This window comes from Ruegeria sp. BE9, from assembly GCF_056538765.1.
In genome coordinates this window covers 90,211-114,645 of the sequence record NZ_JBQFTS010000010.1, presented here as the reverse complement: position 1 = coordinate 114,645, position 24,435 = coordinate 90,211, and the positions used below count along the sequence as shown (strand labels likewise).

Here is a 24,435-nt window from a genome sequence, read left to right as displayed (position 1 = left end):
TGCCACGTGAAGCAGGAATTAGGGCGCGAAGTTTCCAAGACTTGATACCTCATGACACCAGTGCAATGAGGACCAAACAGAGCTGAACTACGGAGTTTTACCAGCGACGTCAGTGAGAGAGTCTGCGCTTTTTCTCAGGCCAAAATTCGTCCACCACAACATACGCGGTTATCACAAAGAATGCAGCACCGGCGACCTGCAAGACACGGGTTATGCTTTTGACGTCAGCCTCGTCCGAAAGTGGCGCAATGGACCCGCCATAAACGATCAGGGCCGTTGTTATGGCAGAGCCCGCCGCTGCAGCCAATGGAACTTGCGACTTCCCAAGCGCCCCGAGTGTCAGGCAAAAGAACAAACACAACAGAATGGGTGTTAAGATAACGGGCGCGATTACGTTGATTTCATAGCAAATGATCGAAACCGCCGCCCCAAGAAGATTTGCGGTCAGCATAGCTTTGGCGACTGTTCTACCCGCAGCAGGCATCGCCGCCAACTGCTGACTGAGCAACGCCACAAAGAACAAGACCAGTAACGCAGACGCGCCGGACACAAAAAACGCTAAAGCAAACGGAACTGTTACAAGCGACATTCTAACGATCCGACGCTGCGGATCGAAATCCGCTGAGGCCGCGGCTTTTTTCTGAGCTGTTGTTTGGGGTTCTGCGGGTATCAAAACGAACATGAACGTTGAAATGAAACCCGCAAAAAGCAGGTTCAAGGGAATCCAAAACACGAGGATCAATGCCAAATCCTGCGATTGCAAGACGAGGTTCGGGATCATCAATGCTCCCATGAGGGCGATCACTCCGGGCAGAACCCCTGCACCGGAAACCGACCAAATGAATGAGAGAATTATTCCGATAGCCACCAGAATAAGAAACACGACCGGATACGGCGCAAAAACCGATGACATCAGGAAGGAAATGAACATCAAGCCAATTGAAAAAACAAAAAGCTTGGCAAATGCTGCCAGAGGCAGCGCACTCGGCGCCTGAAGAAACAAGGCGGTAAACACTGCCCCTACAACGGCAAGCGGCCACCCCAGAAACAAGCCCAACGAAAAAACGCCGGTCACACCCAACGCAAGCCGGATTACTGAGTTTCTGTCCTCAATACGCATAGGACAGGATTGAGACCAGACGGATGTATGTGCGGCCCACGAGGTTCAGCAGGGAATTGTCGCTTAAGTACATTATGACATCAGCCTGCCCGTTGAGCTGAAAACGAAGATCATCTTCGGCGCTTCCTGCTTCGTAACCGGGCAACACGATACGCACCGGGAAACGCTCAGGTTCTCTCAAAAACCCTTTGGTACTTGGGGGGCTCGCCAACTGCCCTGGCTCATCAGCGCCGCTAAGGGAAACAGCTGCACTAAAGCTCTCGATTACACCCGGAACGATCTGACCAGGGTGCATGTCTAATACTACGTCTACAGGTGAACCAACGGACGCTCGGCCCAGGTTGTTTTCGGTAAAGTAAGCCTCAATCCAAACGTCGGTAGCATCCAAGAACGTCAACAGATCCTGGCCAGATCGAGCGTAGGTTCCCGGAGCGATCAACAAATTGGATATTACCCCCGTGGCCGGGGCGCGCAGTTCAGTCCATTCGATATTGAGCTCAGCATCTGCCAGAGCGGCCAGCGCACGCTGAATCTTTGGATTTTCAATCCCCTCCTCACCCAAACGTTGCTTAGCTTTTTCCAAATCCGCTTTGGCGTTCTCATAATTCGCCTCAGACTCTGCGAGTTGACCTCGCGCATCATCAGCCTTGGAAACTGCAATCAGTCCTTTCTTTTCAAGCGCAAAAACGCGTTCGGTCTGAATGCGCATCGTATCGAGATCGCTCTGCGCTCTTGCCAGTTTGGCTTGCGCAGCACTCACTTCAGCTGACGATGCGCCCACCTCTTGCGTCGCAGCTTCGAGATCAGCTTCCGCCTTGGCGCGTTCGATTTCGTATGGTCTGGAGTCAATGCGAACAAGAACATCACCAGCCGAAACGACCTGCCCATTTTCGACGAGCACTTCGGTTACGGTTCCGGTCACCTGAGGAACAATTTGGGTAGCAACAGCCTTTACCCGTGCGTTTCCGGTAAACGGCGTTTTCCGATCAGCGACCAAGTACCAGACAAGAAAGATGAGAATGACCGCCAATGTGCTCCATATCGTCTTTCTCATTCTGCCGCTCCTGCCGAGGCTTCTTCGGCTTCGGGAGCATCATCGGGCGAAGCATCGATCCAGACCTTAAACAGCTCATAAAAAACTGCGAACAAAACCGGACCCATGAAGATACCAATCAAACCATAGGCCATCATGCCTCCGAGCACGCCAATCAGGATCACAAGCATCGGCGTTTCAAGGCCCTTGGATATGAACACGGGCCGCAGGAAACTGTCCATTATGGTTACGGGAATGGCCAGAATGGTGAATATCAAAGCGGTACCACCAGACATTGTACTCCACGCGTAAATGATCACCGGCAAAAGAACCAAGCCGGGGCCGATCTGGATAATGGAGAGTATCAGGCAGACAAAAGCCAATGTAGCGGCAGAAGAAATCCCAAAGAGCGCTAGGAGTATCCAAACCACAACTGCTTGTATCGCTGCGACGCCAATAACACCCTTGGTCACGTTTCGGATCGTTGCCCCCGCCAACGTAATGAACTCACCACCACGCGGCGCAAACACGCGGTTCGCAAATCGTTGGAGGCCTTGAACAAGACTCGGACCGGGGCTGAATAGCGCGCCCATGATCAACACAGACAATGCGAGCCCAAGCAGACCAATTCCGATCCCAAGAACCTTACCAAAGAGGGATTTGGTGATCTCAAGGATCTGCGCGCCGTATTTGGCAAGCGCACCGTCTAGGTTCCGCTCAAACATCCCCCAGACATCGGCGATTTTACCCCCGACAACCGGCAACTCTTTTAGGCCCTCCGGAGCCGGAGGGATTTTCAACTCTCCGCTGTCGGCTTGTTCCGCAAATTCAGAGCCAAGCTCTGCAGCGCCCGACACCGCCGTCGCGACTGGCCCTAGCGTCAACACAAGCCCCAACAAAACCAGTATAGTTGCGGCTATCGACTTACGCCCGCCTAACTTAGACTGCAGCCAATCGAATATGGGATAGAGGGCTACGCATAGTATGGTTGCCCAGATGACGACACTCGCCAGCGGTGCGACCATGACCAATGCGCTGTAGAGGAACAGCCCTAGGAAGAGCAAACGTATTGCTAGATCAACAATTTTTGCGTCCTGAGTCTTTTCCATACCATCCCTCCATTTGTTTTCCCCATTATTACACTCAAAAAACGTAATATGTATATTTTTTTGATTTTGAGGTCTGGTATTGGATTGAATAACAACAAAATTTCCGGCCACTGAACCTACGGTGCAGTTCAAAAGCCACCTACAACCCAAAATTGTTTCGCTGATTTCAGCCTTGATTACTTGTCTGCTGGGTCATCATCCTGAGACAGGATTGTGTCCGCAACTGTGGTCGCCGCTGTTACAAAAATCCCCAAACCTACGACGATATAAAGCATCGTAAAGATCTTTCCCGCAGCAGTTTCAGGAGAGAAGTCGCCGAACCCAACTGTCGAAATCGTCACGACAGAAAAGTATATGGAATCGAGCCAGCTCCACCCTTCGACATAGTGGTAAAAAACAGACGCCCATAAGATCATTCCCAGAGTGAATGCAAGAATGCCTTTCACTCTGCCGTCCTTGAAGGCAACGCCCATCCCTCTTGTTATTCTGGTTAGTGCATTCATTTCAGCCTCATATTTGAATTTCTGCATTAGTAGCAGATATTAAGCCGCCCGCAAAAAAAGCTGGTTTTTTGGCCTGATGCCGCAGGAAAGGATGAAAAGGTCGCTGAAATTGTCCAACGCGGTAACAAGCTACACCTAGATTTCATTTGGCGCGCGTTTTGGGAGCTTAGTTTTAGAGGCTAAGATCTACAAATGCGGACGATGCTTTTCGTTGGCAGTCACACTTGGAGATAAACAACCTTCAGAACAGTATCGCAGGCAACTGATCGAGCTTCTGACAAGCCCAACCCAATACTTGGACTAACTTGGCACCAAGAGTGTATTCAATTGTCAGCAATCGATAGGATGCTTGCGGAATTTCCCGCGTTACGCCTGCAACCCATGTTTTTTGATCTTGTTGTACAGAGTTCGGGTGGTCATCCCCAACTCCTCCGCTGTCTGAGCTCGGCGGAATCCATTTCTGGCAAGTGCCTCAGCAATCCATTCACGTTCCGAAAGCGCACTTCCGACAAGACTGGGGCTTTGTTCGTTCTTTTTCAGGCTCGTCGGCCTTTTGCGCAGGAAATCCACCGCTTTGAGATCTACGATGCCGCCTCCTGATTTTCGGATGGCACGCCGGACAGTGTTCGCAAGTTCGCGCACATTTCCAGGCCAGTCGTGCTCAAGCAACAAACGCAAGGCCGCGTTTGAGAACTTCGGTATCTCGCCGCTAATCTTCTGACCCAGGTAAATTGCCAATTCCGGAATATCGTCGACCCGATCGCGCAACGGCGGCAAGGTGATTTCGTGACCGGCTATCCGATAGTAAAGGTCCTGACGAAAGCTCTTATCTTGTATCGCGCCCATCAGATCTTTTGTCGTTGTTGAGACTAATCTCGCGTCTACTTGGCGAAGAGTATGATCACCAATCCTCTGCACCGTTCTTTCATCAGCAAACTTCAAGATTTTACCTTGCAAGTCAGGTTGCAGCGCTGAAATTTCGTCAAAGATAAGCGTACTTCCAGAAGCTTGCTCCAGCGCGCCGCGCTGGCTACCCCCACCACCAACCGCCCCTGGAGCCCTACCTAAGAGGTGTATTCCCCCCTCATCGCTTCCAAGACCGGGGCAATCCACAACAACTGGCTGTCGACGCGCGGAAAGACCGCCTTCATGCAGGCGCAGTGCCGCTCGGCTCTTTCCGGTTCCAGTTTCACCCACCAGCAAAACCGGCGTGGGTTCAAGAGCTAACTCGTCCAACTCTTCGCGGACCACCTGCATGGCAAGGGATGAACCCACAAGATCGTGTTCGGTTGAAAGTGTCTCGGTATCTATGCGGGACAGGCTGGGTATTGCCGTAAATCCTTGGGTCACTTCGCTAAGTGTTTGCTCAACTGGCAACCGGTCCAGAGTTGACCCCGCAACGAAACCCTGAACGCCACAGATACGCGTGATGGCCAAGGCTTCTTCGGGTGAAGTTATCGGCCCCCCGTGACACAATTTGTCGACGGAGGCAGGAACACCCTCAAGAACGCGATCAATCTGAGCCGCAGCAGTTTCCAAAGTAAGGTGCGTGTTTACTCCGGTTCCGCCGCTGGTGAAACCTATATTCACGCAGATCGCGGTCGCACCCGCGTCTACCATTTTTTTGGCCTGCGCATTAGTCTGGACATATACGAAAGTTCCAAGCCCGACCTTCGCCGCCTCTTTTACAAGTGCAATCTCGCGTTCAAGACCTAACCCTTCACGTTCCAGCAACGCACCTAGCCTGCCATCGATCAGAGTAGTTGACGGGAAATTGCACACACCTGAAAACCCGATGTCTTTGGCGCGACGAACCAACGAAGGTATGTCCAGAGCCGGGTCACTGACAGAAAAACCGGCGTAAATCGGGGCATTACATCGCCCCAGCATTTCTCTCTCGGCAAATTCGACAACCCACTCATTAGCCGCGCGCACTGGAAGAAAGCTTGTAAGAGACGAGGCCCCCTGAACCCGAAAACGACCTGCGTTCAGAGCCAGTAGGTAGTCTGCGCCAGCCTTGTCGGCTGCTTTAGCCGTCAGGCCCGAACCAACTACTGCGCCGAAAAGGAAGTTCTTGTCTCGTCTGGTCATCCTTGACCCTCGAACCAAACAAGCCCGTCCAGGTTAAGTGTACTTACCGGAACCAGTCTTTCGTGCCATTCAGAGGTGTAGGCTAAGATCGACGCACTCGGTGCTTCGGCTTTTATCTGTTCAACGAGTCGCTGCAGCGACCCGAGAACCATCGCACCGCTTTCCGCTGTCTCTATGTCCAGAATTCCGGGATGCAAAATCAGCGTATCCAACCCTGCCTTTAGAGCGGAGCGCGCTTGGCCAAGTGACAAAAAGAACGCCATTGTCGCAAACCCTGCATCCGTCGCGCGGGCAAGGAACTCATATTCGAACTCGGGAGAGGCCGGGATAGTCGACATTGATTGCTTTAGCGCTCCATCCAACAGGATCGAAGACGGCCAGTTCACAATCCCCCGGTAACCCTGTTCATAAAGCTGGTTGAACAAAGCTGCTTCAGACCCAAACGGGTCGCTTGCCAGCAACGCGGCCCAATCGCCTTGACCACTGACCTCACGTATCGCGCGGTTGTGATCCAATCGAGGCATCACAAATGCCAGATCCGCCTGAGCCGCAGTTAGTCCGTCTGTAGCCGAGCAAAAAATTGTTCCGCGTGGGTTCGAGCTTTGCGATCGGGCGCTGGTTAGCATGAAACTATTCATGAATATGTATAGGAAAACTTTTCCACATTATGGAAGAGTTTTCCTATTTTTTCTTACTTTGCGAGCTTGCTCGAAACACTAATTCCTTCAAATATCTGTTTTTATTCATTATTTTTTTCCTCCCGTTTCCGAAGCAATCCTGTGCGGTTTCTGATTTTTGCGCCAAGCTTTCAAATATCGGGAGGCACCATGACACTATTTCTAATCGTTACCCTCAATGGGCTGACGCTCGCAGCACTGTACTTCCTTGCGGCCAGCGGTTTCAGCCTGATCTTTGGGTTGATGCGCACCGTGAATATGGCGCATGGGGCGCTCTTGTTGCTTGGTGGGTACGTTGGTTACAGCATCGTCGACGTTACAGGCTCGTGGGGTCTGGGGGTCATAGGCGGAGGTCTGGCAGCAGGGTTCGCCGGTGCTTTGGTGCAGGCCGGAGTGCTCGGCTGGATGCAGGGCGATGAACTTCGTCAAACTCTGGCATCGATAGCAATCTCTATCATAATGGCCGATCTGATGCTTTGGCATTGGGGTGGCCTGACCTACCAGGTCGAGCTACCTGACGCACTGGCCGGGGGTCAACGCCTGCCGATACTGGGTGTCGGGTACGCCAATATCCGTTTGGCATTGATGGGTTTTGCTTTGGCAACCGGCGTCGCGCTGTGGTTCCTCATACAACGAACCAAGTTCGGAGCAGTCATTCGGGCCGGTGTCGACGATCAGGACATGCTGCGTGCACTGGGGTATCCAATAAACCGCATATTTGTATTGGTCTTCGCCCTGGGCGGGATGCTGGCCGGAATGGCTGGCGTGGTGGCGGCAAGCGCTTTGTCAATTGCTCCAGGTACAGATCTGCAGTTTCTGCTGTCCTCACTGGTCGTCGTGATCGTCGGGGGCATGGGTTCGATCGGTGGCGCTGCTTTAGGCGCGCTGTTGGTAGGGTTGGCTGAGCAGTACGGGCTGGCCTATGCGCCGACCTACGGAGTGGTGTTCACATTTGCGATCATGGTTCTGGTTCTAGCGGTCCGTCCTCAGGGCCTGATGGGAAAGGCCGAGCTATGAAACCGGCGTTGACCTTAATCCCTCTCCTTTTGCTGCCATTCGTTTTGAATGACTTCTGGCTCACCCAGGTAGCGACACGATCGCTGATCCTTGGGATCATGGCACTGAGCCTCAGCTTTCTGGCCACGTATCTTGGGGTCGTATCTTTTGCACAAGCCACAATGGCTGGCATCGCCGGGTACACTATTGCCTATTTCGGACCGAATTCGGTAGGCGTCGGCTTCCAATTACCATTCTGGTTCACCGTACCCCTTGCACTAATTCTGGCCATGCTTTCAGGCGCTTTGGTCGGACTGATCGCACGTCGTTCGCGGGGCATTTATGCCATCATGATCACACTCGCGATCGGGGTAGCTTTCTTCTACTTCACCCGCCAGAACTATACCCTGTTCAACGGCTGGACTGGCTTTTCAGGTGTCCGCGCGCCGGAAATTGCAGGGGTGAGCCTGCGTGATCCGCTAGTTCTGTATTTACTGACGCTGTCAGTGGCGGCGCTAGCCCTGGCGTTGGTCAGCGGCTTCGTGCGCTCACCTTTGGGCCTAACCATTCAAGCTGTCCGCGATGCGCCGGGTCGGGTGCTCGCGTTGGGGATTTCAGTCACCACGCCAATCGTCGCCGCATTCGCTTTTTCGGGTCTGTTAGCCGGAGCGGGTGGTATTCTGAACGTTTGGTACCAAGAGCGGATCTCATCGTTCTCTGTGGGTCTCGGGCCGATCATAGACATCCTGATCATTTCCGTCATCGGAGGCCTTCGCCACCCGGGCGGAGCTTTTATCGGAGCAATCGTCTTTGTCCTGCTGGACACATTCGCCGTCGACCTGATCGACCGGGAGCGTTTCAACACTCTGATCGGCGTCGTGCTTTTGCTGATCGTTATCGTCGCTCCGGGTGGGCTGCAGCAACTGGCCAGTGATTGGCTCGGCAAGCTTCGCGCCAACACCGGAACTGAAGAAAAATCAACTGTCTGAGCACACTTGTAGGGAGGAACCTGGAAATGAATAAGCTCAAACTAGCCGCCTCGGCACTTGCGATATGCGCGATGTCGGTTCCGGCATCGGCCGAAGAAGTCAAAGTCGGTGTCATCTCGATCCTCGAAGGCGCTTTTGCGGCGCTAGGTCAGGATGGTATTCGCGGCGCAGAGCTCGCGGTGCTGGAAACCGGCGGAGAGATCGACGGCAACAAGATCGAAGTCATTACCATGTCATCCGACGCCAGCCCGGACAGCGCTGTTAACGCTGCCCGAAAGCTGATCGAACAAGACGGGGTCGACATCATTGTAGGCCCTCTTTCAGGCTCCGAAGGTCTGGCGCTGCGGGATTTGTCGAAATCCTACCCCGGCGTGACTTTCCTGAACGGCTCGTCGGCGGCACAGGACACAACCCTGCGGGACGGGTCCGAGAACTTTTACCGCTTTGGCGGTGATGGTGCGCAGTGGATGGTTGGTGTTGGCGACTATGCCTACAACGACATGGGCTACAAGTCGGTTGCAGTGATCGCCGAAGACTATTCCTTCCCCTATACACAAGTTTTGGGTTTCATGACCGAATTCTGTGAGGCTGGTGGCAAGGTCCCCGAGAAGTTTTGGACGCCCATTGGCAACAAGGATTACTCCTCGGTTGTCTATTCAATCCCTCAGGATGTCGACGCGCTGTTCGTTGCTCTGGGGGGGGCAGACGCTGTTAACTTCCTGACCCAATACAGTCAGGCAGGCGGTGACAAACCGATCATCGGTGGCTCGATTACAATCGACCAGTCGATCCTAGACAGCAAAGGCCCGTTCAAGAAACTTCTGGTTGGCGCACCTGCCGGAACACCCACCGTTAGCGACTATGACGGAGAGGAATGGAAAACCTTCACCGCCAGCTACACCGAAGCCTTCCCAGACGGCTTCTCTGCCCCATCCATTTTTGCGCATCACTACTACATGAGCGCCAAGGCTGCGATGATGGCCTTGGACGCTGTAGATGGCGATTTGTCCGATGACCACGCGGCGTTCCGCGCCGCTTTGAACGAGCTAACCTTTACCACTCCGACCGGTGGCACCATGCGTCTGGACAAGAACCGCAATGGCGTGATCGACAACTTTGTAACCGAAGTCTACGAGCGCGAAGACGGCTCTCTGGGCAACCGGGTCGTCAAAGTTGTGCGTGATGTCGACCAATTGCTTGGGCAGGACGAGGAAGTATTCCTCGCATCTGGCCCGGTCAGCAGGGATAACCCTTCGTGCCCATAAACCACTCACATAACACCGCCAATGCCCTGGAGGTCCGGGGCATTGGCAAACGCTTTGGCGGGTTCTGGGCTGTTCAGGATATCGACCTGACCGTCCAGCCCGGCGAGCGGCGCGCAATTCTCGGGCCGAACGGCGCGGGCAAGACCAGCCTGTTCAATGTTCTGACCGGGGATACCAGCGCCACAACTGGCTCAATAACTTTGTTCGGCAAAAGCGTGACGCGTGAACCGATCAATAAACGTATCCAACGCGGCCTGCGTCGCACCTATCAGCATGCCCATCTCTTCAATGGTCTAACTGTGCGTGACACACTGTTTCTAGCCGTGGCCGGTGTCCGAGGCGGATGGCGGCAGGTTGTGCCCTTACGCGCTAGTGATGAAAGATTGACCGAAGCCGAACGCCTGGCCGAAACCGCAGGTGTGACCGAAGTGCTTGACCGTGAAGTATCGGAACTCAGCCACGGTCAGCGCCGCCAACTGGAAATCGGGATTGCTCTGGCCGAAAGCCCTAAAATCCTGCTTTTGGACGAACCAGCTGCGGGGTTGTCCCCTGCCGAGAGGCCAAAACTCAGCGCTCTGCTGATGTCGTTACCCAAGGATGTGACGGTCGTATTGATCGAGCACGATATGGATATCGCGCTGCAGACATCCGAGAGCGTTTCAGTCTTGTACAACGGGCGAATGCTGGCGGAAGGATCTCCCGACGAGATCATGCGCAACGAAGACGTCCACCGTGTTTACATCGGAGGCGCACATGGCCACTGATGCTCTGCTTGATATTCGTGGACTGGACCTGCGCTACGGCTCAAGCCACGTGCTGCACGATGTTGACCTAAGCGTCGGTGACCGCCCGCTGGGCATTCTGGGCCGTAATGGTATGGGCAAGACAAGCCTTTGCAGTGCAATTATGGGTCTGCACCCCCATTCGGCAGGCGAAATTCGGTTCGATGGTACGGATATGACCGGCTTGCCACCAGAAAAGCGCGCGCAGATGGGGATCGGTTATGTTCCTCAAGGTCGGCGTGTCTTCCGGTCGCTTACAGTCGAAGAACACTTGCGGATTGTTGAACGCAAAGGTGGTGCTTGGTCGATTGACCGGGTTTATGAAACCTTCCCGCGACTGAAAGAGCGCCGCCGCAATTTAGGGGACAGACTGTCCGGCGGGGAACAGCAGATGTTGGCGATCGGTCGCGCCTTGTTGCTGAACCCACGCCTCATGGTTCTGGACGAACCGACAGAAGGGCTGGCCCCAACCATCGTTTCCGATGTGATCGACCTGATCGAGTTGATCGCTGCAGAGGGTATTTCTGTCTTGCTGGTTGAGCAGAACATGCACGCGGCTCTGGCTGCCGTAGAGGACGTCGTCATCATGGTCGGAGGAGAAGTCGTCGAGAGAATGTCGGCAGAAGCCTTGGAAAACGATACCGCGATGCAAAAACGCCATTTGGGGCTGGAACCCGGGCAGTCGGGCTAAGAGAGGATAGACGATGACAAAAAGAGCTTACGTCGTCGGCACAGCCGACACGAAAGGGCCAGAGTTGAAATACGTGCGCGATCTGATCGACGCCGCGGGTATCGAAACCGTTTTGATCAATGTTGGCACCAAGGGCGGCGAAAACGGAGTGGACGTAACCGCCGCAAGCGTGGCAGCCTGCCACCCCGAAGGCCCGGCGTCGGTTTTTGTGAATGACAGAGGACAGGCCGTCACCGAAATGTCCCGGGCGTTGGCTGCCTTTGTGCTGGGCAGAGATGACCTTGGCGGGATTATCGGACTGGGCGGATCCGGCGGATCAGGAATTATAGCCCCGGCAATGCAAGCTTTGCCCATAGGGATTCCAAAGGTTCTGGTTTCAACCTTGGCCTCAGGTGATGTCACTGCCTACGTGGGGGCATCTGACGTCAACATGTTTCACCCGGTTACTGACGTGTCCGGGCTAAACCGGGTTTCGCGACGACTGTTAGGCAATGCGGCTCATGCTCTGGCTGGAATGATGGCGAACACCGTCCCTGAAGCATCAGATGACCGCCCAGCAGTGGTATTGTCGATGTTTGGCGTCACAACGCCAGCCGTTCAAGCAATCACCGAAGGCTTAGCAGAAGATTATGACTGCCTCGTATTCCACGCCACTGGCAGTGGCGGTCGCTCAATGGAGCAGTTGGTCGATCAGGGTGATGCAGCCGGGGTGCTTGATATCACTACAACTGAGATCTGCGACATGATCGTTGGTGGTGTACTAAGCGCTGGCGAGGAACGTCTAGACAGTATCGCACGAACCAAACTGCCTTATGTTGGTTCTTGCGGAGCGCTCGACATGGCCAATTTCTGGGCGCCGGAATCTGTTCCGGCACAATTCAAAGATCGTACCTTCTATCACCACAACGCGCAGGTCACGCTTATGCGATCCACCGCTGAAGAATGTACAAAGATTGGCGCCTGGATCGGAAACAAGCTGAATGCTTGTGAGGGGCCAGTTCGGTTCCTGCTCCCACTTCGTGGGGTCTCGGCCTTGGATATCGAAGGCGGTGCGTTCCATGACCCCGTCGCGAACGAAGCCCTGTTCCAAGCGCTTCGTGACACCGTCAACCAGACCCCGGACCGGCAACTAGTCGAACTGGACATTCACATTAACGATCCGGCCTTTGCAGACGCCGCGATCAGCAATTTCAACGAAATCTACAGCGAAAAGGGTAACTAAGATGGCAGTCACTGGACGCGCGGAAATCCTAAGCCGTTTGCGGACGAAAATCGCGGCCGGCAAGGTGATCATCGGTGGTGGCGCCGGAACTGGCCTGTCTGCGAAATGCGAAGAAGCAGGCGGTATTGATCTAATCGTGATTTACAACTCAGGCCGCTATCGCATGGCCGGACGCGGCTCTCTGGCCGGGTACATGTCTTACGGGAACGCGAATGAAATCGTCGTCGATATGGGTCGCGAAGTCTTGCCCGTGGTAAAGAACACGCCGGTTCTGGCCGGTGTGAACGCGACTGATCCGTTTTGCATCATGGACAAGTTTCTGGACGACCTAAGCGCAATGGGATTTGCCGGGGTGCAGAACTTTCCCACTGTTGGCATCATTGATGGCCGCTTTCGAAGAGAGCTTGAGGCCACTGGCATGTCTTACGACATGGAGGTCGAGATGATTGCCAAAGCTCACGAACGAGATTTGCTAACCACGCCTTACGTATTCAGCGCCGAAAATGCTGCTGATATGGCCAAAGCTGGAGCTGATGTCATCGTTGCGCATTTCGGCCTGACCACGGGCGGCTCGATCGGCGCTGGTGATAGTGCTCCTGACATTGCTGAATGCGCGCGTTTGTATGACGAGTGGTCTGCAGCGGCCCGCGCCCATCGGGACGATTTGATCTTTATTTGCCACGGCGGTCCTTTGGCTGAACCCGAGGATGCGCAGAAGTTCCTGGATCTCTGCCCGGACTGCCACGGCTTTTACGGGGCATCATCGATGGAGCGTCTGCCGACCGAGAGAGCAATTTCTGCGCAAACCGAAGAATTTGGTAAACTGCGCCGAGGCGTGCGTGTAACAGAGGGGGCTTCCCAGTGATCCGAGCATATTCGTCAACCATCATCGCAGTTCCCGTAGACGAGGTCTGGGCGCGTGTACGCGACTTTAATGGCCTTCCAAACTGGCATCCTGCAGCAACTGATAGTCGTATAGAGGAAGGCTTTGCCAACGGCGAAGTTGGATGTGTTCGTAATTTCGCCCTCGCTGACGGCTCTGGCCGCATTCGTGAGACGCTGCTTTCATTGTCACACACAGATCGCGAGTTGTCGTACGACATGCTTCCCAACGGTCCACTGCCCTTTGTAAATTACGTCGCAAAGATGAAGTTCTCGGCCATCACAGACAGGAACGAGACCTTTGCCGAGTGGTGGGCTGAGTTTGAAGCCGGTGACGGGCAAAGCGATCATTGGCACCAGTTTGTAGAAAACGACGTGTTTCACGGCGGCTTTCGGGCGCTGGAAGCAAGCTTTTCAGCTTAGCCTAACCGACACTCAACCATAAAGGGGCGGTAAAGATCGCCCCTTCTCACTGACGACTACCCTCACAAAACACTGTTAAGGGTCTGTAGATCCATAGATGGGTTCCACTCCCGAGTTTCGGAACGAACGCAACGGAACTGTGGTGTGATCTCTGCGCTTGTATTTAATGCAGAGCAATTTGGGGTGGAGGAGAAGCCGACGCGGTCGACTTAAAGAAACTATGGTTGGCAAAGCGCTAAAAATCTGCGTCGGAACGATCGTAATTTGCGTTCTTGGACTGGTGGGCTACCTGCTGCTTTTTCCACCTGATCTGTTGAAGGTCGGTACAAACTACTCTGCCAAGATTGTCTGCTCTAACGTTTTCATCGCTGGACGGGATCCGGATGAAGTTTTGTCCGTCGACGTTCAAGCCCCCGGGCACCCGCTACTCAAGCAGATATCAATCGACGTCGATCACGAAGATCAAATTGTAAAGGCGCGCATTTTTGGTTTTTTCGCGCCGGCCACATCGCAATATCGCGAGGGTCTTGGTTGCGCGAACGTACACACCACGCAGCTTAGTGATGAAATGCTTGCGCCTTCCGCTTCTTTGCCCGGTGGAATTTGGCCACGCGGGAATGATGTCGAGCTCTCTCAGAACCCTATGATTGCCCAAGTCCTTTCCGATCAAGAATTGCTCGGCGAAGGCCACCGAGCCGTTGTTGTCGTGCACAACGGTCGGATCATCGGGGAAAGTTACGCAGAGGGTTTTGATGAAAACACCCCGCTGCTTGGATGGTCGATGACCAAAACCGTGACTGCAGGAATAATCGGTGCACTGATCCAATCGGGTCAAATGAACTTGGAAGAAAACCTGACCGAAAGCTTTGCTGATTGGGCGCGGGACGGCCGCAAGAATATCACTGTCGAAGATATGCTCGCCATGTCGAGCGGACTTGAGTGGAACGAAGAATACGGGGACGTCTCAGACGTAACCAAGATGCTGTACCTCAACGATGACATGGCTGGTTTCGCTTCGGACCGCCCAATGAGCGCCGAGGTCGGAAATGTTTTCAACTACTCCTCCGGAACGTCAACGATGCTCTCGCGCGTATGGCAGGATAATTTCAATGACAACGGACTGAACTACCCGAAAGACGCACTTTTTGAACCCTTGGGAATGACATCTGTCGTTCTTGAAACTGATGCGGCCGATACTTTTGTTGGATCAAGCTACATGTACGCAACAGCACGGGACTGGGCCCGCTTCGGACAGTTTTTGCTGCAAATGGGTGTTTGGAATGAACAGCAAATTCTTCCTGTAGGTTATACAGATTGGATGTTTGAGCCGGTGGAGGCGTCGGATGGCATGTATGGCAAGGGGCACCTTTGGCTCGAAGCGCCGGGTGGATTGGCACCATTCGAAGACGCTGTTTGGCTGCAAGGTCACGACGGGCAATCCATCGGAATTTTTCCATCCCATGATATGGTCGTAGTCCGCCTTGGATTAACACCGTCCAAATACGGATATTCGTCACTGCCTTTAGCGCGAGAACTGATTGCAGCCTTTAACGGTTAACATGGACACGAAACGCGGCCCCTGACGAGTGTCAGGAGCCGCGTGTTCAGATCAAGTTTTCTTGGTAATTTTCAGGCGTGTCCGCCACCGATCAAGCCAATGCCTGATGTAAGGCCAAACCAAGCTTTGATCCGCAGACCCACAGCTTTGATGATGCCCATAGCCTGGATCGCATGCGCAACAATTGTGTCTTTCATGTCGCCTTCCAAACTGGTGGTGTAGGACTGAACAATACAACCGCTGCCTGGCACCAGAAGATCACGGTGTTCCGGATGAACAAGGTCAAGATGCACTACGATTTGACCACGCTTCGCCTTTTCGCTGGGCTCAATCAGGCGACCGCTGGGGGCAAGCTGGCCGGAGGAGATTGACTCCTGAATACGTACGATCCGAGCGGGCAAAACTGTATTGCGCATCGAAATGTTAAAGTTGCTTTCACACGCCACTTCTGCAGCCATACCTTCGTACAACTCAGTGCGAGAGACCTGAGAGAAGCCTGCAACAATTCGCCCACGCTCAACATCTTTGCGGTCTGGAACGATCAGCATAGCCGGGCTCATGGCCGCTTGTGCTGCACGTGATCCAACGTTGAGGGTGACCTGTTCGACAACCCCATCTACAGAGCTGAGCGTCAAGGTCTTTGACAGTTCGACCTGCGCCTGTTTCAGCGACGCACGAGCGGATGCTAGCTGGGCCGGCAGAACAGCATTTGCCTGGACTTGGGCCACACCCAATTGTGTTTCTGCGGCTTCGACTTCTGCTTCGCGGGTGTCCAGTGTTGCCTGGGCCCGCTCAAGCTGGCTTACTTGGAATGCCGCGGAACCTTTGGACTGCAGCGCCCGGTGATCCATAAGCACCAACTCGGCTTGCTCTCTGGCTGTGATCGCTGCATCAAGAACGGCCTGGGCAGTTTCGACTTGTAATTCAGCCGCAAGTTTAGCGCTTTCAATTTCCTCAACTTTGCGGGTCGCGAATTCGACGGCTGCTTGTTCCGAGGTATTCTCGACGGAAAAGAGAGGATCGCCCGGCTTAACTTTATCGCCGCCTTTGACGAAGACATCAGTAACCGTTCCCCCGTTTTCAGCAACGACCGGAACGGTCCGAAACGGAACAAGACCTGTGTAGGACTTGGGGTAGTAATAGAACACGGCGAAGAACACGATCAGCGCCAGAACGAACCACATGAAAACCGCGCGGTGAACATTGTAAAGGGTTATCGGCATACCGCGCCATTTCAGGTAGATCACGCGCAGGACGAACGGGAATGAAGTAACGAGTAGTTCGATCATTTCACTGCTTCCTCATCCGAAGGGCGCCACCACAACATGAAATCTCGGGCTATCGCGGTAAGCAACAATGCAGCAGGAAGCAGAATGCTGAAATGGCTCAACGCTGGCATCAACTCATAGGCCAGAGCAACGGTCAGCATCATTGGAATGGTTGTGCGCAATGGCGTGCCAGACGACTTGTGTTCGGTATAGCGATCAAAGCGGGCATAAAGATGTACAACCAGCAGGATCGCAAGAAAAAATACGATAAGGCCGACCCAAGCATATGTGTCGGTTTGGTTTGGTGTAACCCACCAACGGGGGTCGCCGCCGGCGGCGAAGGCTGGGGTTGAGATGGCGCCAAGTACAGGCACCATCAAGAACGCGGGTGGTTTCATTTTTCAGGTCCTTTGTCTGCCACAGCAGAGCTGCGGATTCAGAGTTTCGAGAGTTTGTTAGGTCAGTTTCAGGTTGATTGCTGCGACGGTTCTGAAGGCTGTTCCGTTGGGGCGTACGGGGGATCCCAACGACGTCCTTCTGGTGTTTTCTGTCCAAGTTCCGAAGTGTGCGGTCTGTGAGTATTACCTCCGGACCACTCTTGTCGCGCGGACGCCTGGATCGCTTTAAAAACGCGGTAGTACCTTGCGAAGTAGATCATTGCCGTTTCCTTTCTGATGACCGGGATCTAACCGTCATCGCGCCAGCGATCCTTTGGCTTCTGGACATTTGTTGTTGGCTTCTGGACAATTGCAGCAACGACAGGAGGTTGCGTGCCAGTCAGGGGAGGAAGCAAAAAGTGCCACGCATAAGCGCGTACAGATTGCAGAATGTCGGCCGGCTTTATGCTCAGGAACCCGGAGCGCGATTTCCGTTTTCAGAAATTCTGGAAATGGCGGGTGCTCCATCGAACGCGATTGACGAGCCCGACGCGAATATTGAGCTGCTGCACGAAGCTGGTGCTGTTGAGACCGCGTGCAGAGTATTAGAGGACAAAACCTTTGCAGCGCGTGTTGGCTTGTCAGCCCGAGGCCCCGGAACGCTCCTTGCCTACATCGTTCGAGCTGCTGAAACGATCGAAGATGCGTTGATCCTGACCCAGCGATTTTATGCGATGCAGGACCCTGACCTGCGACTTGACGTGATCGGAGCACCCGAAGAACCCAGGATCACACTCGAAAGCAATGTGATCCCTGCACACCAATATCCCCGACACCGCGAGATGCTGATATTCGGCTTGTTCAAACGTGTTCAACAGATCACCTCGGGCGGGCTTGCTCCTATCTCCATAGAACTGGAAACAGATGATGCAGAGCATTGCCGATTGCTGGCCGAGCTGGCCGGATGTCCCGTCGAAGGCTTTAAGGCCGGTTACGCCTTAAGATTACCCCCTGACGGTATGAGCTTTTCAATCCCGACCGCGGATCCAACGTTGTTGGGCCATCTGCAAAAGCATGGCGAAGAGCAGTTAAAGGCACAACCTGATGCAGTCAGAAGCCTTTCCGACCGCATTGTCCAACTCATTGGTGACCGCCTTCCCGGGCCCATTCCAAATGGCGATGAAATAGCGGGCGAACTAGGTTTGACGCGGCGCACCATGACAAGACACCTGTCGGCCGAGGGAACCAGTTTCAAACTTTTGCTGGAAGGCGTGCTGTGTGATCTCTCAAAGAGAATGCTGCGCAGTGGTGAGGGAGTTGCCCGAGTAGCCTTCATGCTGGGATTTGCGGATCAAGCGGCTTTTTCGGTGGCCTTCAAGCGATGGACCGGTGAGACACCTGCCAGGTTCCGAAAAGCAGGCCGGTAGAGTCTGCAGAACCAGAATTCCAACAAAGACAAAGATGTCCAGGATCAACAAAACCTTGTCCCGTCGCCAAAAGAAAGGTGCCAGTGGGATCACCTAGTTCAATGACACAAGGCAGCCGCAGTGGTTGCTTACCCAGAACAAGGATGAACCCTATGAAAACCTCGAACAAGAAACTCTTTATCGCACCTATTTCCGGAGCAATTCTGATCGCCATGGCCGCAACGGCACAGGCGGATTACGTTGCTGACCAAGCTATTAAGGGCGCTGTAGCTGGCGCCGCCATCGCTGGCATCGCAGGTGAGAGCGTCGTTGGCGGAGCCGTTGCCGGCGCTTCGGTTGGTGCCGTGAGCGGCGCAATCAAAAAAGACAACTTCGAAGACGCACAGGACCGCGCAGAAGAGCGTCGCAACGACTTCAAAGACCGCGACCACTGGAACAACCAAGACTAAGCCAAAATCGCAAAAACAACCCCGGCTATGAAAGGAGAAAGCGCATCAGGATAACACTGACCGGTCACCTACGTGTTCCCCAAACACTCTGCAGACATGCAGATATAGGTTGACTGGTCACCCCGCACAGAAATCGCACAGTTTCTACTGAGTTGCCATCCAGCTCCTGACGGAGTTCGGGTGGCAACTTTGTTTTTAGGAATTGCGTCGGCCATTCAAAGCTATCGGTCTGACGCGCCTGCCTTGAACTTCATACAGCCCTCGAATGCTTGCCTTTAACGCGCTGACAGCGCGTTTCAAACTGAGGTGCTGTCACACACCCATTTACCAAACAATCGCATTTCCGTCTCGAAAGAACCCACCAGTAGGACCGTTCTTTGGCAACGTTGCAGCCCATGTTACACCTCTGGCACCTTCTGACACCCGACGACCACCGCCGCCCATATCCGTAGCGACCCAACCGGGGCAAACGGCGTTAACGAGGATGCCCTTGGGTTTCAACTCTGCTGCGGTCTTGATCGTCAGCGCGTTCAGCGCCGCCTTTGAGATACCGTAACCGGGCGTACCTGCGGACATATCTGTCAACGACCCCGCACCAGAAGACACGTTGACAATACGTGCATCCTCGCCACGCAAGAGCAAAGGAACTGCAGCAATCGTGGTTGCCCAGGAACCGAATAGGTTGGTTTCAAACCCTCGACGAACGCGGTCCAGATCGGCGGTGTGTGCCTGCTGATCAGTGTCGTAATCTACACCAGCGTTGTTCACGAGAATATCAAGACAGCCATGAGCCGCCTTGATCTGTTCAAAAGCTGCTATGACCGAGTCCTGATCTGACACATCCAATTTCAGTGCTTCAGTTTCGCCCCCGATCTCTTGCGCTGCCATTTGCCCTTTACCCAAGTCTCGCGACCCTACGAGCACCTTTAAACCGTGCTCGAGAGCCAGTTGGCGCGCAACTTCTTTCCCAATTCCACGATTGGCACCGGTCACAAGGGCAATGCGTTGTCTGGTCATAGAGCGCTCCTCTCAATTCCCTTGCGAGGCACGCTGACCTGCGGTGGCCACGAGGCTGCGATCGCCGGTTTCCCATAGGGCCGTCATGGTCAGAGACGTGACAACCCAGCGATCATCCGATTTCTCAAGATCATAAGAATAACGACCACCCAACACCCACAGGTCGTCATCTATACGATGGGTCGCTGTAAAATCCGCTTCGGCTGTCGCGTCGCTATCGGACACCGAAGTGATTGAGTGATTGGTCACCATGTGATGCGTGATGTCGAAACCAGGAAGGAAAGCCGCCCATGCCGTAACCAGTTCGTCAGCGGGTTGCGTAACAGGCTCGCCCCCCCAAAGGCTTGAGTAATCGGTTGTGACGGTATCGGCGAAAGCACCCCGTACGCGGGCCCAATCGTGGCGATCCGCGCCCGCGGCGATATCGGTGAGACTGCGCGTTATGCCTGTCTGGTCGGCCATCAGAGGACCTCCAATCATTGTTGCGGCTAAAAGTGTGGCGACGAGAGGACGAACCATTTGGGTATCCTTTTTTTGGGCAAGGTAAGGTCACGTTACGTGGTGGGTTCAGTGTCAGTTGTTTGCAAAGCGTTCGGGAACCGGAGCCAGTGTGTATTGAGACCAAAAGAACGTGTTAGCGGCATCCTGATCGGCACTAAGGTTAGTGGCCTCAACGATCTTTCCGTTCTCAATCCTGTAGACCAGCGCCCAAGTCGTATCGACATTCGGCTTGCCTTCTGCATTGGACCAGCCGCGGTGGATATCCACAACGTAGGTTTCATCCGCGCCGAAATACATCGGCTCGGCTTGAAATCCGGCAACGCCTAGCTGTTCAAAGAACGCCAAAACTTCATCCCGGCCGTTTTTTGTACCACTGAGCGGATGACGACCGGGAATGTGCCACTTGACGTTTTCGTCCATGACGGCCGCAATACCATCGAGATCGTTTGCGCCGTAAGCGGCAAAGAAATCCTGAACCACTTTCATGTTGTCTTCAGGTGTATCGGCCAATGCGGTTCCTCCGATGGAGGTTGCGGCCGCGAGAGCTAAAAGGAGTTTTCGGGTCATAGGGGTCACCAGAGAAATGAGGCACCGGGGTTAGACGCCCCGGCGCCCGGCTATAAGGTTCAGCCGTCCAAGCCAGCGCGGAAGTGATCGGCAATTGTATCCGCAGCGCGAGTCACATCCTCGGGATTGTCATAAAAATCAAACTGCGTGACGCCCTCTAACCATTGAGCCGTTGCTTCGCCCGCAAACCCAGACAAAAACGTCTGTACTCCTTGAGGGATCGCCGCGCTTTCCGAGTGAACAATTGCAAGGGGCTTATCCAAACGCTGCGGATTGTCGGCGGGGTGATAGGTTAGCCAACCTTCCCACCCTGCGTTGTTCCACTTGTCGTCGTACTCGGGGATCGCGCCGCGATCGGCTTCGTAGTAATATCCGCCGATTGGCATCAACACGCCCTCGGCACCTTCTGGTCCGGCGGCGGGGATGACCTGCCCTCCAGCCGCCTCGGCGGCATGGGAAACTTCGATCAACCCTGCAACGCCCTCGGCGCCGCCATATACGGTCTCAACGATTTCTTTGTTTTGCAGCCAAGGTGCGACCAATCCAAGACGCTGAACCAACGGGTTCCCAGAAACTGCGTCAACCATGTAACCAGCCGACGCGCAGATCCCCAGACCATTGATATGATCAGCGTCCACCTCAGGCAGAGTCGAAACGAACTGGAAGGCTGCTATGATGTCCGAGGTCTTGGCCTCGGGGCTTTCGACAAAACGTACATGGTTCGGAAGATCACCTGATTTACCCCAACCACGGAAATCGAACGTGAAGGCGGCAAAACCGCGTTCGGCCATTTCGCGGGCATAGTTGGCTGGCATTTGTTCTTGCACCGAAGTCCATGCACCGGTGACCACTACGGTTGGCAAAGGTGCATCACCGCGCTCTTCGGGTAGATAAAGCGTACCTGAGAGTGTGGAGCCTTCGTTTTCGAAGGTCACCGTACGAGTTTCGACCTGGGCCATGGCAGATGATGAAGCCAGCAGCGCGGCGGCGGTCGTAAGAGCAACGGTTTTCATGGCGGTATCTCCGAATGTCTATCTGGATGGGCTCAAGCCCTGTGACCAAAGAGATACGGTGAAACTGCCGAGCATAATTGCATGGGACTGCCGTGTTTTTGAAAGATCCTGCTTTATGCTTTGCTCGCCGCCCTGAACGCGCGCGGTGTTTGCCCCACAACCTGCTTAAAGCTCCGCGTAAAATGTGCCTGATCAGAAAATCCGCAGGCCAGAGCAATACCGCCCAGCGGACGCCCTGAATCTTCCATCATCCTCATGGCCTGCTCTATCCGATAAGCCATAACGTACTGCATTGGAGTTGACCCAAGTGTTTCCTTGAAAGCCCGTGCAAAATGCGACGCGCTCATGCCCGCCTCAGAAGCCAGTTGATCAACAGTTATCGTTTGGTCAAGGCGGCTTTGGACATAAGCCAGAACGCGTTGGTAGTGTCGGGATGTGAACCGCGAAGTAAGCTCGATATCTTCTGTGCGGCGCTTCCTACATTTCTGGAGCAGTTTGACAAGAAAGACGCGGCTCATCGCTTCGAACATCACTGCCGACGACATATCATCCGATACCAGCGCATCGCGAAGGATTACGCCAGCTGCGCAAAGATCTGAGTCTGAAAACTGGGGCAAGTCCTGAAACTGTTCAGGCTCAAGCAGCATACCAAGTTCGGCTTGCGCGAAACGCTCGACCTTTTCCGGATCCAAAGTGATGACGATCACGTCAGACCGTTCGTGCCACCGCCAACCCGAACGCATTCCCGCAGGTGTTACGATCACTTCGTCTTTGCGAAAAATAAAATCCCGAAGGTTGCCATCCCGCCAATTCTGAACGCGGTGTTCCTGTTCCTTGAGGTTCAAAAGGACATGATGTTCGTCGAATACTTCTTCTGGCATTCGATCTGGTTCAGCCTGAAAATACCGGACAGACATCAGGTCCGCTGCCGAAGGACGCTCGATCGCGTCGCTGTTCAACAACGGTTCCGAGGGAAAGATGTCAGCGTATTTTACCGGCACTCGCTGGCTCCCTTGTTTAGTCTGGTCAACTTTCACAGGCACCACTTTAACTTGGCAAAATGCGCGGTGTTCGCCAAGGGATGAGAATTCACAGTTGATAAAACAGCAGAGTCAAAGGCCTCACGCACAAACGCGTCGATAAATTATCCAATGCTAAACTTCGGTCGTTTCTGCCGACATTCCCCGTCACGAAGCGCTGATTACAATCCTTAGAGATCAACAAGGTTTGGATTCTTAGCCGCGCCGGCGTAGGAAATCTATCTGAAGCCAATCAGATATACGCCCACCGGTGACCTTAGGATTTCGGTAGATCCAATTAGTTTGGCCCAAGTTGGAATGCGCAGTACTCAGCTTATTGTGGGCACAAATCAGAAACTAGCCAGTTTTTTTGCTCAACCCTGCTTGTTGAAGGATAATCTTAGTACTATTGTCAGGTACTCAGGTTTAAATGGGTCCACATCATGTTGCAAGCAGTCAGCTTCAAACATTCGGAAGCCACCCCGCCCCCGCGCATCCCTCAGTTGCAAGAACGAACGATGCTGATCATCAACCATCTGCGTATGGTTGCATTACAATGTCGTTCGGCCTCGCGCTTAGATTTGGATCAGGCTTGTGCACTGTTGTTGGCTGATCCGGCGGATGCGCAGATGCGCCACGCGGAAACGCTGATGCGCGGGCTCCGCCAAGCTGTGTCTAAACGACCCGTATTCTTCCGCCCTGGAACAAGTGAGCTATCTTTTGACGAGGCTTGGTTGGGCCGCTTGTTCGAAAGCGTTAAAAGAAACGACGACGACAGTTTCCGCTTTCTCATTCAATCCCGCGTACCACGCTGGACGCAACAGAACTTAGCCTTCTTAGTTCGATCGGTTTCCAAGCAATTTTGACATTTTTAGAATTATTCTAAATTTGTTCTTGGAATTCTCTTCTGATCCTCTAAATAGGGATTAGAGCACTGTTTTTTATATAGAACAGAACGGAAAAACCAAGGATCAAGGGAATTATTATGACCCAAACAGCTATTGACCTGACCACCGACTCACGCACAGCTATTGCGGACGCACTGAACCAGTGTGTGGCCGAAACTGCTGTAACCACAATGCTGGCGCAGAATTTTCACTGGAACGTCACCGGCATGGCATTTAGTCCGCTGCACGATCTGTTTCAGAAGATTTATGAGGATCACTTTGTGGCGCAGGACGATCTGGCCGAGCGCGTCAAAGCCCTGGACGCTTATGCCGAGGGTACTTTGGCTGGAATGCTGAAACGTTCGAAAGTGAGCGAGCAAGAAGGTGATGCAACAGACAAAGAGATGATCCAGATGATGCTGGACGCTCAGGAAACACTGGCTTCAACCCTAGCGGGAGCAGGTGAGCTTGCGGCTGGCCACGGTGACACCCTGACTGAGGACCTATGCATTAGCCGCGGTCAAACTCATGAGAAGTTCGCATGGTTCCTGCGTGCAATGCTGCGCTAA

At 53.9% G+C, this 24,435-nt stretch carries 26 protein-coding genes; 13 read left to right on the top strand and 13 right to left on the bottom strand.

The features are described 5' to 3' along the window. Positions 1-109: 109 nt before the first annotated feature. The 6 genes from ACR0EO_RS20515 to ACR0EO_RS20490 form a co-directional block, all read right to left on the bottom strand. Positions 110-1,120 carry a DUF2955 domain-containing protein gene (locus ACR0EO_RS20515; protein ID WP_480692718.1) on the bottom strand — a complete coding sequence of 337 codons (1,011 nt, stop codon included), beginning with the start codon at positions 1,118-1,120 and terminating at the stop codon, positions 110-112. After that, the gene (locus ACR0EO_RS20510; protein ID WP_480692716.1) at positions 1,110-2,174 is read right to left on the bottom strand and encodes an HlyD family secretion protein; all 1,065 of its coding nucleotides are present in this window, start codon (positions 2,172-2,174) and stop codon (positions 1,110-1,112) included. The genes ACR0EO_RS20515 and ACR0EO_RS20510 overlap by 11 nt, the downstream gene beginning before the upstream one ends. Next, positions 2,171-3,262 (bottom strand): AI-2E family transporter, encoded by a 1,092-nt coding sequence (locus ACR0EO_RS20505; RefSeq protein WP_480692714.1) that lies wholly within the window; start codon positions 3,260-3,262, stop codon positions 2,171-2,173. The genes ACR0EO_RS20510 and ACR0EO_RS20505 overlap by 4 nt, the downstream gene beginning before the upstream one ends. Before the next feature lie 176 nt (positions 3,263-3,438). After that, positions 3,439-3,765: a potassium channel family protein gene (locus ACR0EO_RS20500; protein WP_480692712.1), complete on the bottom strand. Its 327-nt coding sequence runs from the start codon at positions 3,763-3,765 to the stop codon at positions 3,439-3,441. Positions 3,766-4,131: 366 nt separating this feature from the next. Further along, entirely contained in the window at positions 4,132-5,856 is a 1,725-nt protein-coding gene (locus tag ACR0EO_RS20495; RefSeq protein WP_480692711.1) for a phosphoenolpyruvate hydrolase family protein, read from the bottom strand. Then, positions 5,853-6,482, bottom strand: coding sequence for a phosphoenolpyruvate hydrolase family protein (locus tag ACR0EO_RS20490; protein ID WP_480692709.1), 630 nt, complete (start codon positions 6,480-6,482; stop codon positions 5,853-5,855). The genes ACR0EO_RS20495 and ACR0EO_RS20490 overlap by 4 nt, the downstream gene beginning before the upstream one ends. A gap of 201 nt (positions 6,483-6,683) precedes the next feature. On the opposite strand from ACR0EO_RS20490, the gene ACR0EO_RS20485 reads away from it, so the two are divergent. The 9 genes from ACR0EO_RS20485 (at position 6,684) to ACR0EO_RS20445 (ending at position 15,341) form a co-directional block, all read left to right on the top strand. After that, positions 6,684-7,550, top strand: a complete 867-nt coding sequence (locus tag ACR0EO_RS20485) for a branched-chain amino acid ABC transporter permease (protein ID WP_480692708.1) — start codon at positions 6,684-6,686, stop codon at positions 7,548-7,550. Continuing rightward, positions 7,547-8,518, top strand: a complete 972-nt coding sequence (locus ACR0EO_RS20480; RefSeq protein ID WP_480692706.1) for a branched-chain amino acid ABC transporter permease — start codon at positions 7,547-7,549, stop codon at positions 8,516-8,518. Before ACR0EO_RS20485 ends, ACR0EO_RS20480 begins: the two co-directional genes overlap by 4 nt. A gap of 26 nt (positions 8,519-8,544) precedes the next feature. Next, positions 8,545-9,783, top strand: coding sequence for an ABC transporter substrate-binding protein (locus ACR0EO_RS20475; protein WP_480692704.1), 1,239 nt, complete (start codon positions 8,545-8,547; stop codon positions 9,781-9,783). Further along, on the top strand, positions 9,774-10,547 hold the full coding sequence (locus ACR0EO_RS20470; protein ID WP_480692702.1) for an ABC transporter ATP-binding protein: 774 nt from the start codon (positions 9,774-9,776) through the stop codon (positions 10,545-10,547). The genes ACR0EO_RS20475 and ACR0EO_RS20470 overlap by 10 nt, the downstream gene beginning before the upstream one ends. Then, positions 10,537-11,256, top strand: coding sequence for an ABC transporter ATP-binding protein (locus tag ACR0EO_RS20465; RefSeq protein ID WP_480692701.1), 720 nt, complete (start codon positions 10,537-10,539; stop codon positions 11,254-11,256). The genes ACR0EO_RS20470 and ACR0EO_RS20465 overlap by 11 nt, the downstream gene beginning before the upstream one ends. A 13-nt stretch (positions 11,257-11,269) precedes the next feature. Then, entirely contained in the window at positions 11,270-12,478 is a 1,209-nt protein-coding gene (locus ACR0EO_RS20460; RefSeq protein ID WP_480692700.1) for a Tm-1-like ATP-binding domain-containing protein, read from the top strand. A 1-nt stretch (position 12,479) separates the two neighbouring features. Further along, complete coding sequence (locus tag ACR0EO_RS20455) at positions 12,480-13,343, top strand: phosphoenolpyruvate hydrolase family protein (protein WP_480692699.1); 864 nt, start codon at positions 12,480-12,482, stop codon at positions 13,341-13,343. Continuing rightward, complete coding sequence (locus ACR0EO_RS20450) at positions 13,340-13,783, top strand: SRPBCC family protein (protein ID WP_480692698.1); 444 nt, start codon at positions 13,340-13,342, stop codon at positions 13,781-13,783. The genes ACR0EO_RS20455 and ACR0EO_RS20450 overlap by 4 nt, the downstream gene beginning before the upstream one ends. A 220-nt stretch (positions 13,784-14,003) precedes the next feature. Then, entirely contained in the window at positions 14,004-15,341 is a 1,338-nt protein-coding gene (locus tag ACR0EO_RS20445) for a serine hydrolase domain-containing protein (RefSeq protein WP_480692697.1), read from the top strand. 71 nt (positions 15,342-15,412) lie between these two features. On the opposite strand, the gene ACR0EO_RS20440 is transcribed toward ACR0EO_RS20445, so the two are convergent. After that, positions 15,413-16,630 (bottom strand): HlyD family secretion protein, encoded by a 1,218-nt coding sequence (locus ACR0EO_RS20440; RefSeq protein WP_480692696.1) that lies wholly within the window; start codon positions 16,628-16,630, stop codon positions 15,413-15,415. Continuing rightward, entirely contained in the window at positions 16,627-17,007 is a 381-nt protein-coding gene (locus ACR0EO_RS20435; protein WP_480692695.1) for a hypothetical protein, read from the bottom strand. Before ACR0EO_RS20435 ends, ACR0EO_RS20440 begins: the two co-directional genes overlap by 4 nt. Positions 17,008-17,405: 398 nt before the next feature. Here ACR0EO_RS20435 and ACR0EO_RS20430 point away from each other — a divergent pair, with 398 nt between their 5' ends. Together ACR0EO_RS20430 and ACR0EO_RS20425 are read left to right on the top strand one after the other, a co-directional pair. After that, entirely contained in the window at positions 17,406-18,413 is a 1,008-nt protein-coding gene (locus ACR0EO_RS20430) for a helix-turn-helix domain-containing protein (protein ID WP_480692694.1), read from the top strand. A gap of 152 nt (positions 18,414-18,565) precedes the next feature. Beyond that, positions 18,566-18,862, top strand: coding sequence for a hypothetical protein (locus ACR0EO_RS20425; protein WP_480692693.1), 297 nt, complete (start codon positions 18,566-18,568; stop codon positions 18,860-18,862). A 324-nt stretch (positions 18,863-19,186) separates the two neighbouring features. Here ACR0EO_RS20425 and ACR0EO_RS20420 read toward each other — a convergent pair whose 3' ends face one another. From ACR0EO_RS20420 to ACR0EO_RS20400, 5 genes are all read right to left on the bottom strand, one after another. After that, the gene (locus ACR0EO_RS20420) at positions 19,187-19,879 is read right to left on the bottom strand and encodes an SDR family NAD(P)-dependent oxidoreductase (RefSeq protein ID WP_480692692.1); all 693 of its coding nucleotides are present in this window, start codon (positions 19,877-19,879) and stop codon (positions 19,187-19,189) included. 12 nt (positions 19,880-19,891) lie between these two features. Further along, entirely contained in the window at positions 19,892-20,341 is a 450-nt protein-coding gene (locus ACR0EO_RS20415; protein WP_480692691.1) for a nuclear transport factor 2 family protein, read from the bottom strand. A 111-nt stretch (positions 20,342-20,452) separates the two neighbouring features. Beyond that, the gene (locus ACR0EO_RS20410) at positions 20,453-20,947 is read right to left on the bottom strand and encodes a nuclear transport factor 2 family protein (protein WP_480692690.1); all 495 of its coding nucleotides are present in this window, start codon (positions 20,945-20,947) and stop codon (positions 20,453-20,455) included. 59 nt (positions 20,948-21,006) lie between these two features. Beyond that, entirely contained in the window at positions 21,007-21,960 is a 954-nt protein-coding gene (locus tag ACR0EO_RS20405) for an alpha/beta hydrolase (protein ID WP_480692689.1), read from the bottom strand. Between the two features lie 113 nt (positions 21,961-22,073). Continuing rightward, positions 22,074-22,961: a helix-turn-helix domain-containing protein gene (locus ACR0EO_RS20400; protein ID WP_480692687.1), complete on the bottom strand. Its 888-nt coding sequence runs from the start codon at positions 22,959-22,961 to the stop codon at positions 22,074-22,076. 536 nt (positions 22,962-23,497) lie between these two features. Here ACR0EO_RS20400 and ACR0EO_RS20395 point away from each other — a divergent pair. Together ACR0EO_RS20395 and ACR0EO_RS20390 are read left to right on the top strand one after the other, a co-directional pair. Beyond that, positions 23,498-23,845: a hypothetical protein gene (locus ACR0EO_RS20395; protein WP_480692685.1), complete on the top strand. Its 348-nt coding sequence runs from the start codon at positions 23,498-23,500 to the stop codon at positions 23,843-23,845. Positions 23,846-23,964: 119 nt separating this feature from the next. Beyond that, a complete protein-coding gene (locus tag ACR0EO_RS20390; protein WP_480692683.1) occupies positions 23,965-24,435 on the top strand; it encodes a Dps family protein in 471 nt (156 codons plus the stop codon).

Coding starts and splice junctions, on each gene's coding strand:
- ACR0EO_RS20445 (WP_480692697.1), top strand. CDS start 14,004: ATGGTTGGCAAAGCGCTAAAAATCTGCGTCGGAACGATCGTAATTTGC.
- ACR0EO_RS20390 (WP_480692683.1), top strand. CDS start 23,965: ATGACCCAAACAGCTATTGACCTGACCACCGACTCACGCACAGCTATT.
- ACR0EO_RS20510 (WP_480692716.1), bottom strand. CDS start 2,174: ATGAGAAAGACGATATGGAGCACATTGGCGGTCATTCTCATCTTTCTT.
- ACR0EO_RS20480 (WP_480692706.1), top strand. CDS start 7,547: ATGAAACCGGCGTTGACCTTAATCCCTCTCCTTTTGCTGCCATTCGTT.
- ACR0EO_RS20405 (WP_480692689.1), bottom strand. CDS start 21,960: ATGAAAACCGTTGCTCTTACGACCGCCGCCGCGCTGCTGGCTTCATCA.
- ACR0EO_RS20455 (WP_480692699.1), top strand. CDS start 12,480: ATGGCAGTCACTGGACGCGCGGAAATCCTAAGCCGTTTGCGGACGAAA.
- ACR0EO_RS20435 (WP_480692695.1), bottom strand. CDS start 17,007: ATGAAACCACCCGCGTTCTTGATGGTGCCTGTACTTGGCGCCATCTCA.
- ACR0EO_RS20410 (WP_480692690.1), bottom strand. CDS start 20,947: ATGACCCGAAAACTCCTTTTAGCTCTCGCGGCCGCAACCTCCATCGGA.
- ACR0EO_RS20515 (WP_480692718.1), bottom strand. CDS start 1,120: ATGCGTATTGAGGACAGAAACTCAGTAATCCGGCTTGCGTTGGGTGTG.
- ACR0EO_RS20475 (WP_480692704.1), top strand. CDS start 8,545: ATGAATAAGCTCAAACTAGCCGCCTCGGCACTTGCGATATGCGCGATG.
- ACR0EO_RS20440 (WP_480692696.1), bottom strand. CDS start 16,630: ATGATCGAACTACTCGTTACTTCATTCCCGTTCGTCCTGCGCGTGATC.
- ACR0EO_RS20495 (WP_480692711.1), bottom strand. CDS start 5,856: ATGACCAGACGAGACAAGAACTTCCTTTTCGGCGCAGTAGTTGGTTCG.
- ACR0EO_RS20505 (WP_480692714.1), bottom strand. CDS start 3,262: ATGGAAAAGACTCAGGACGCAAAAATTGTTGATCTAGCAATACGTTTG.
- ACR0EO_RS20425 (WP_480692693.1), top strand. CDS start 18,566: ATGAAAACCTCGAACAAGAAACTCTTTATCGCACCTATTTCCGGAGCA.
- ACR0EO_RS20485 (WP_480692708.1), top strand. CDS start 6,684: ATGACACTATTTCTAATCGTTACCCTCAATGGGCTGACGCTCGCAGCA.
- ACR0EO_RS20465 (WP_480692701.1), top strand. CDS start 10,537: ATGGCCACTGATGCTCTGCTTGATATTCGTGGACTGGACCTGCGCTAC.
- ACR0EO_RS20415 (WP_480692691.1), bottom strand. CDS start 20,341: ATGGCCGACCAGACAGGCATAACGCGCAGTCTCACCGATATCGCCGCG.
- ACR0EO_RS20460 (WP_480692700.1), top strand. CDS start 11,270: ATGACAAAAAGAGCTTACGTCGTCGGCACAGCCGACACGAAAGGGCCA.
- ACR0EO_RS20395 (WP_480692685.1), top strand. CDS start 23,498: ATGCTGATCATCAACCATCTGCGTATGGTTGCATTACAATGTCGTTCG.
- ACR0EO_RS20420 (WP_480692692.1), bottom strand. CDS start 19,879: ATGACCAGACAACGCATTGCCCTTGTGACCGGTGCCAATCGTGGAATT.
- ACR0EO_RS20500 (WP_480692712.1), bottom strand. CDS start 3,765: ATGAATGCACTAACCAGAATAACAAGAGGGATGGGCGTTGCCTTCAAG.
- ACR0EO_RS20490 (WP_480692709.1), bottom strand. CDS start 6,482: ATGCTAACCAGCGCCCGATCGCAAAGCTCGAACCCACGCGGAACAATT.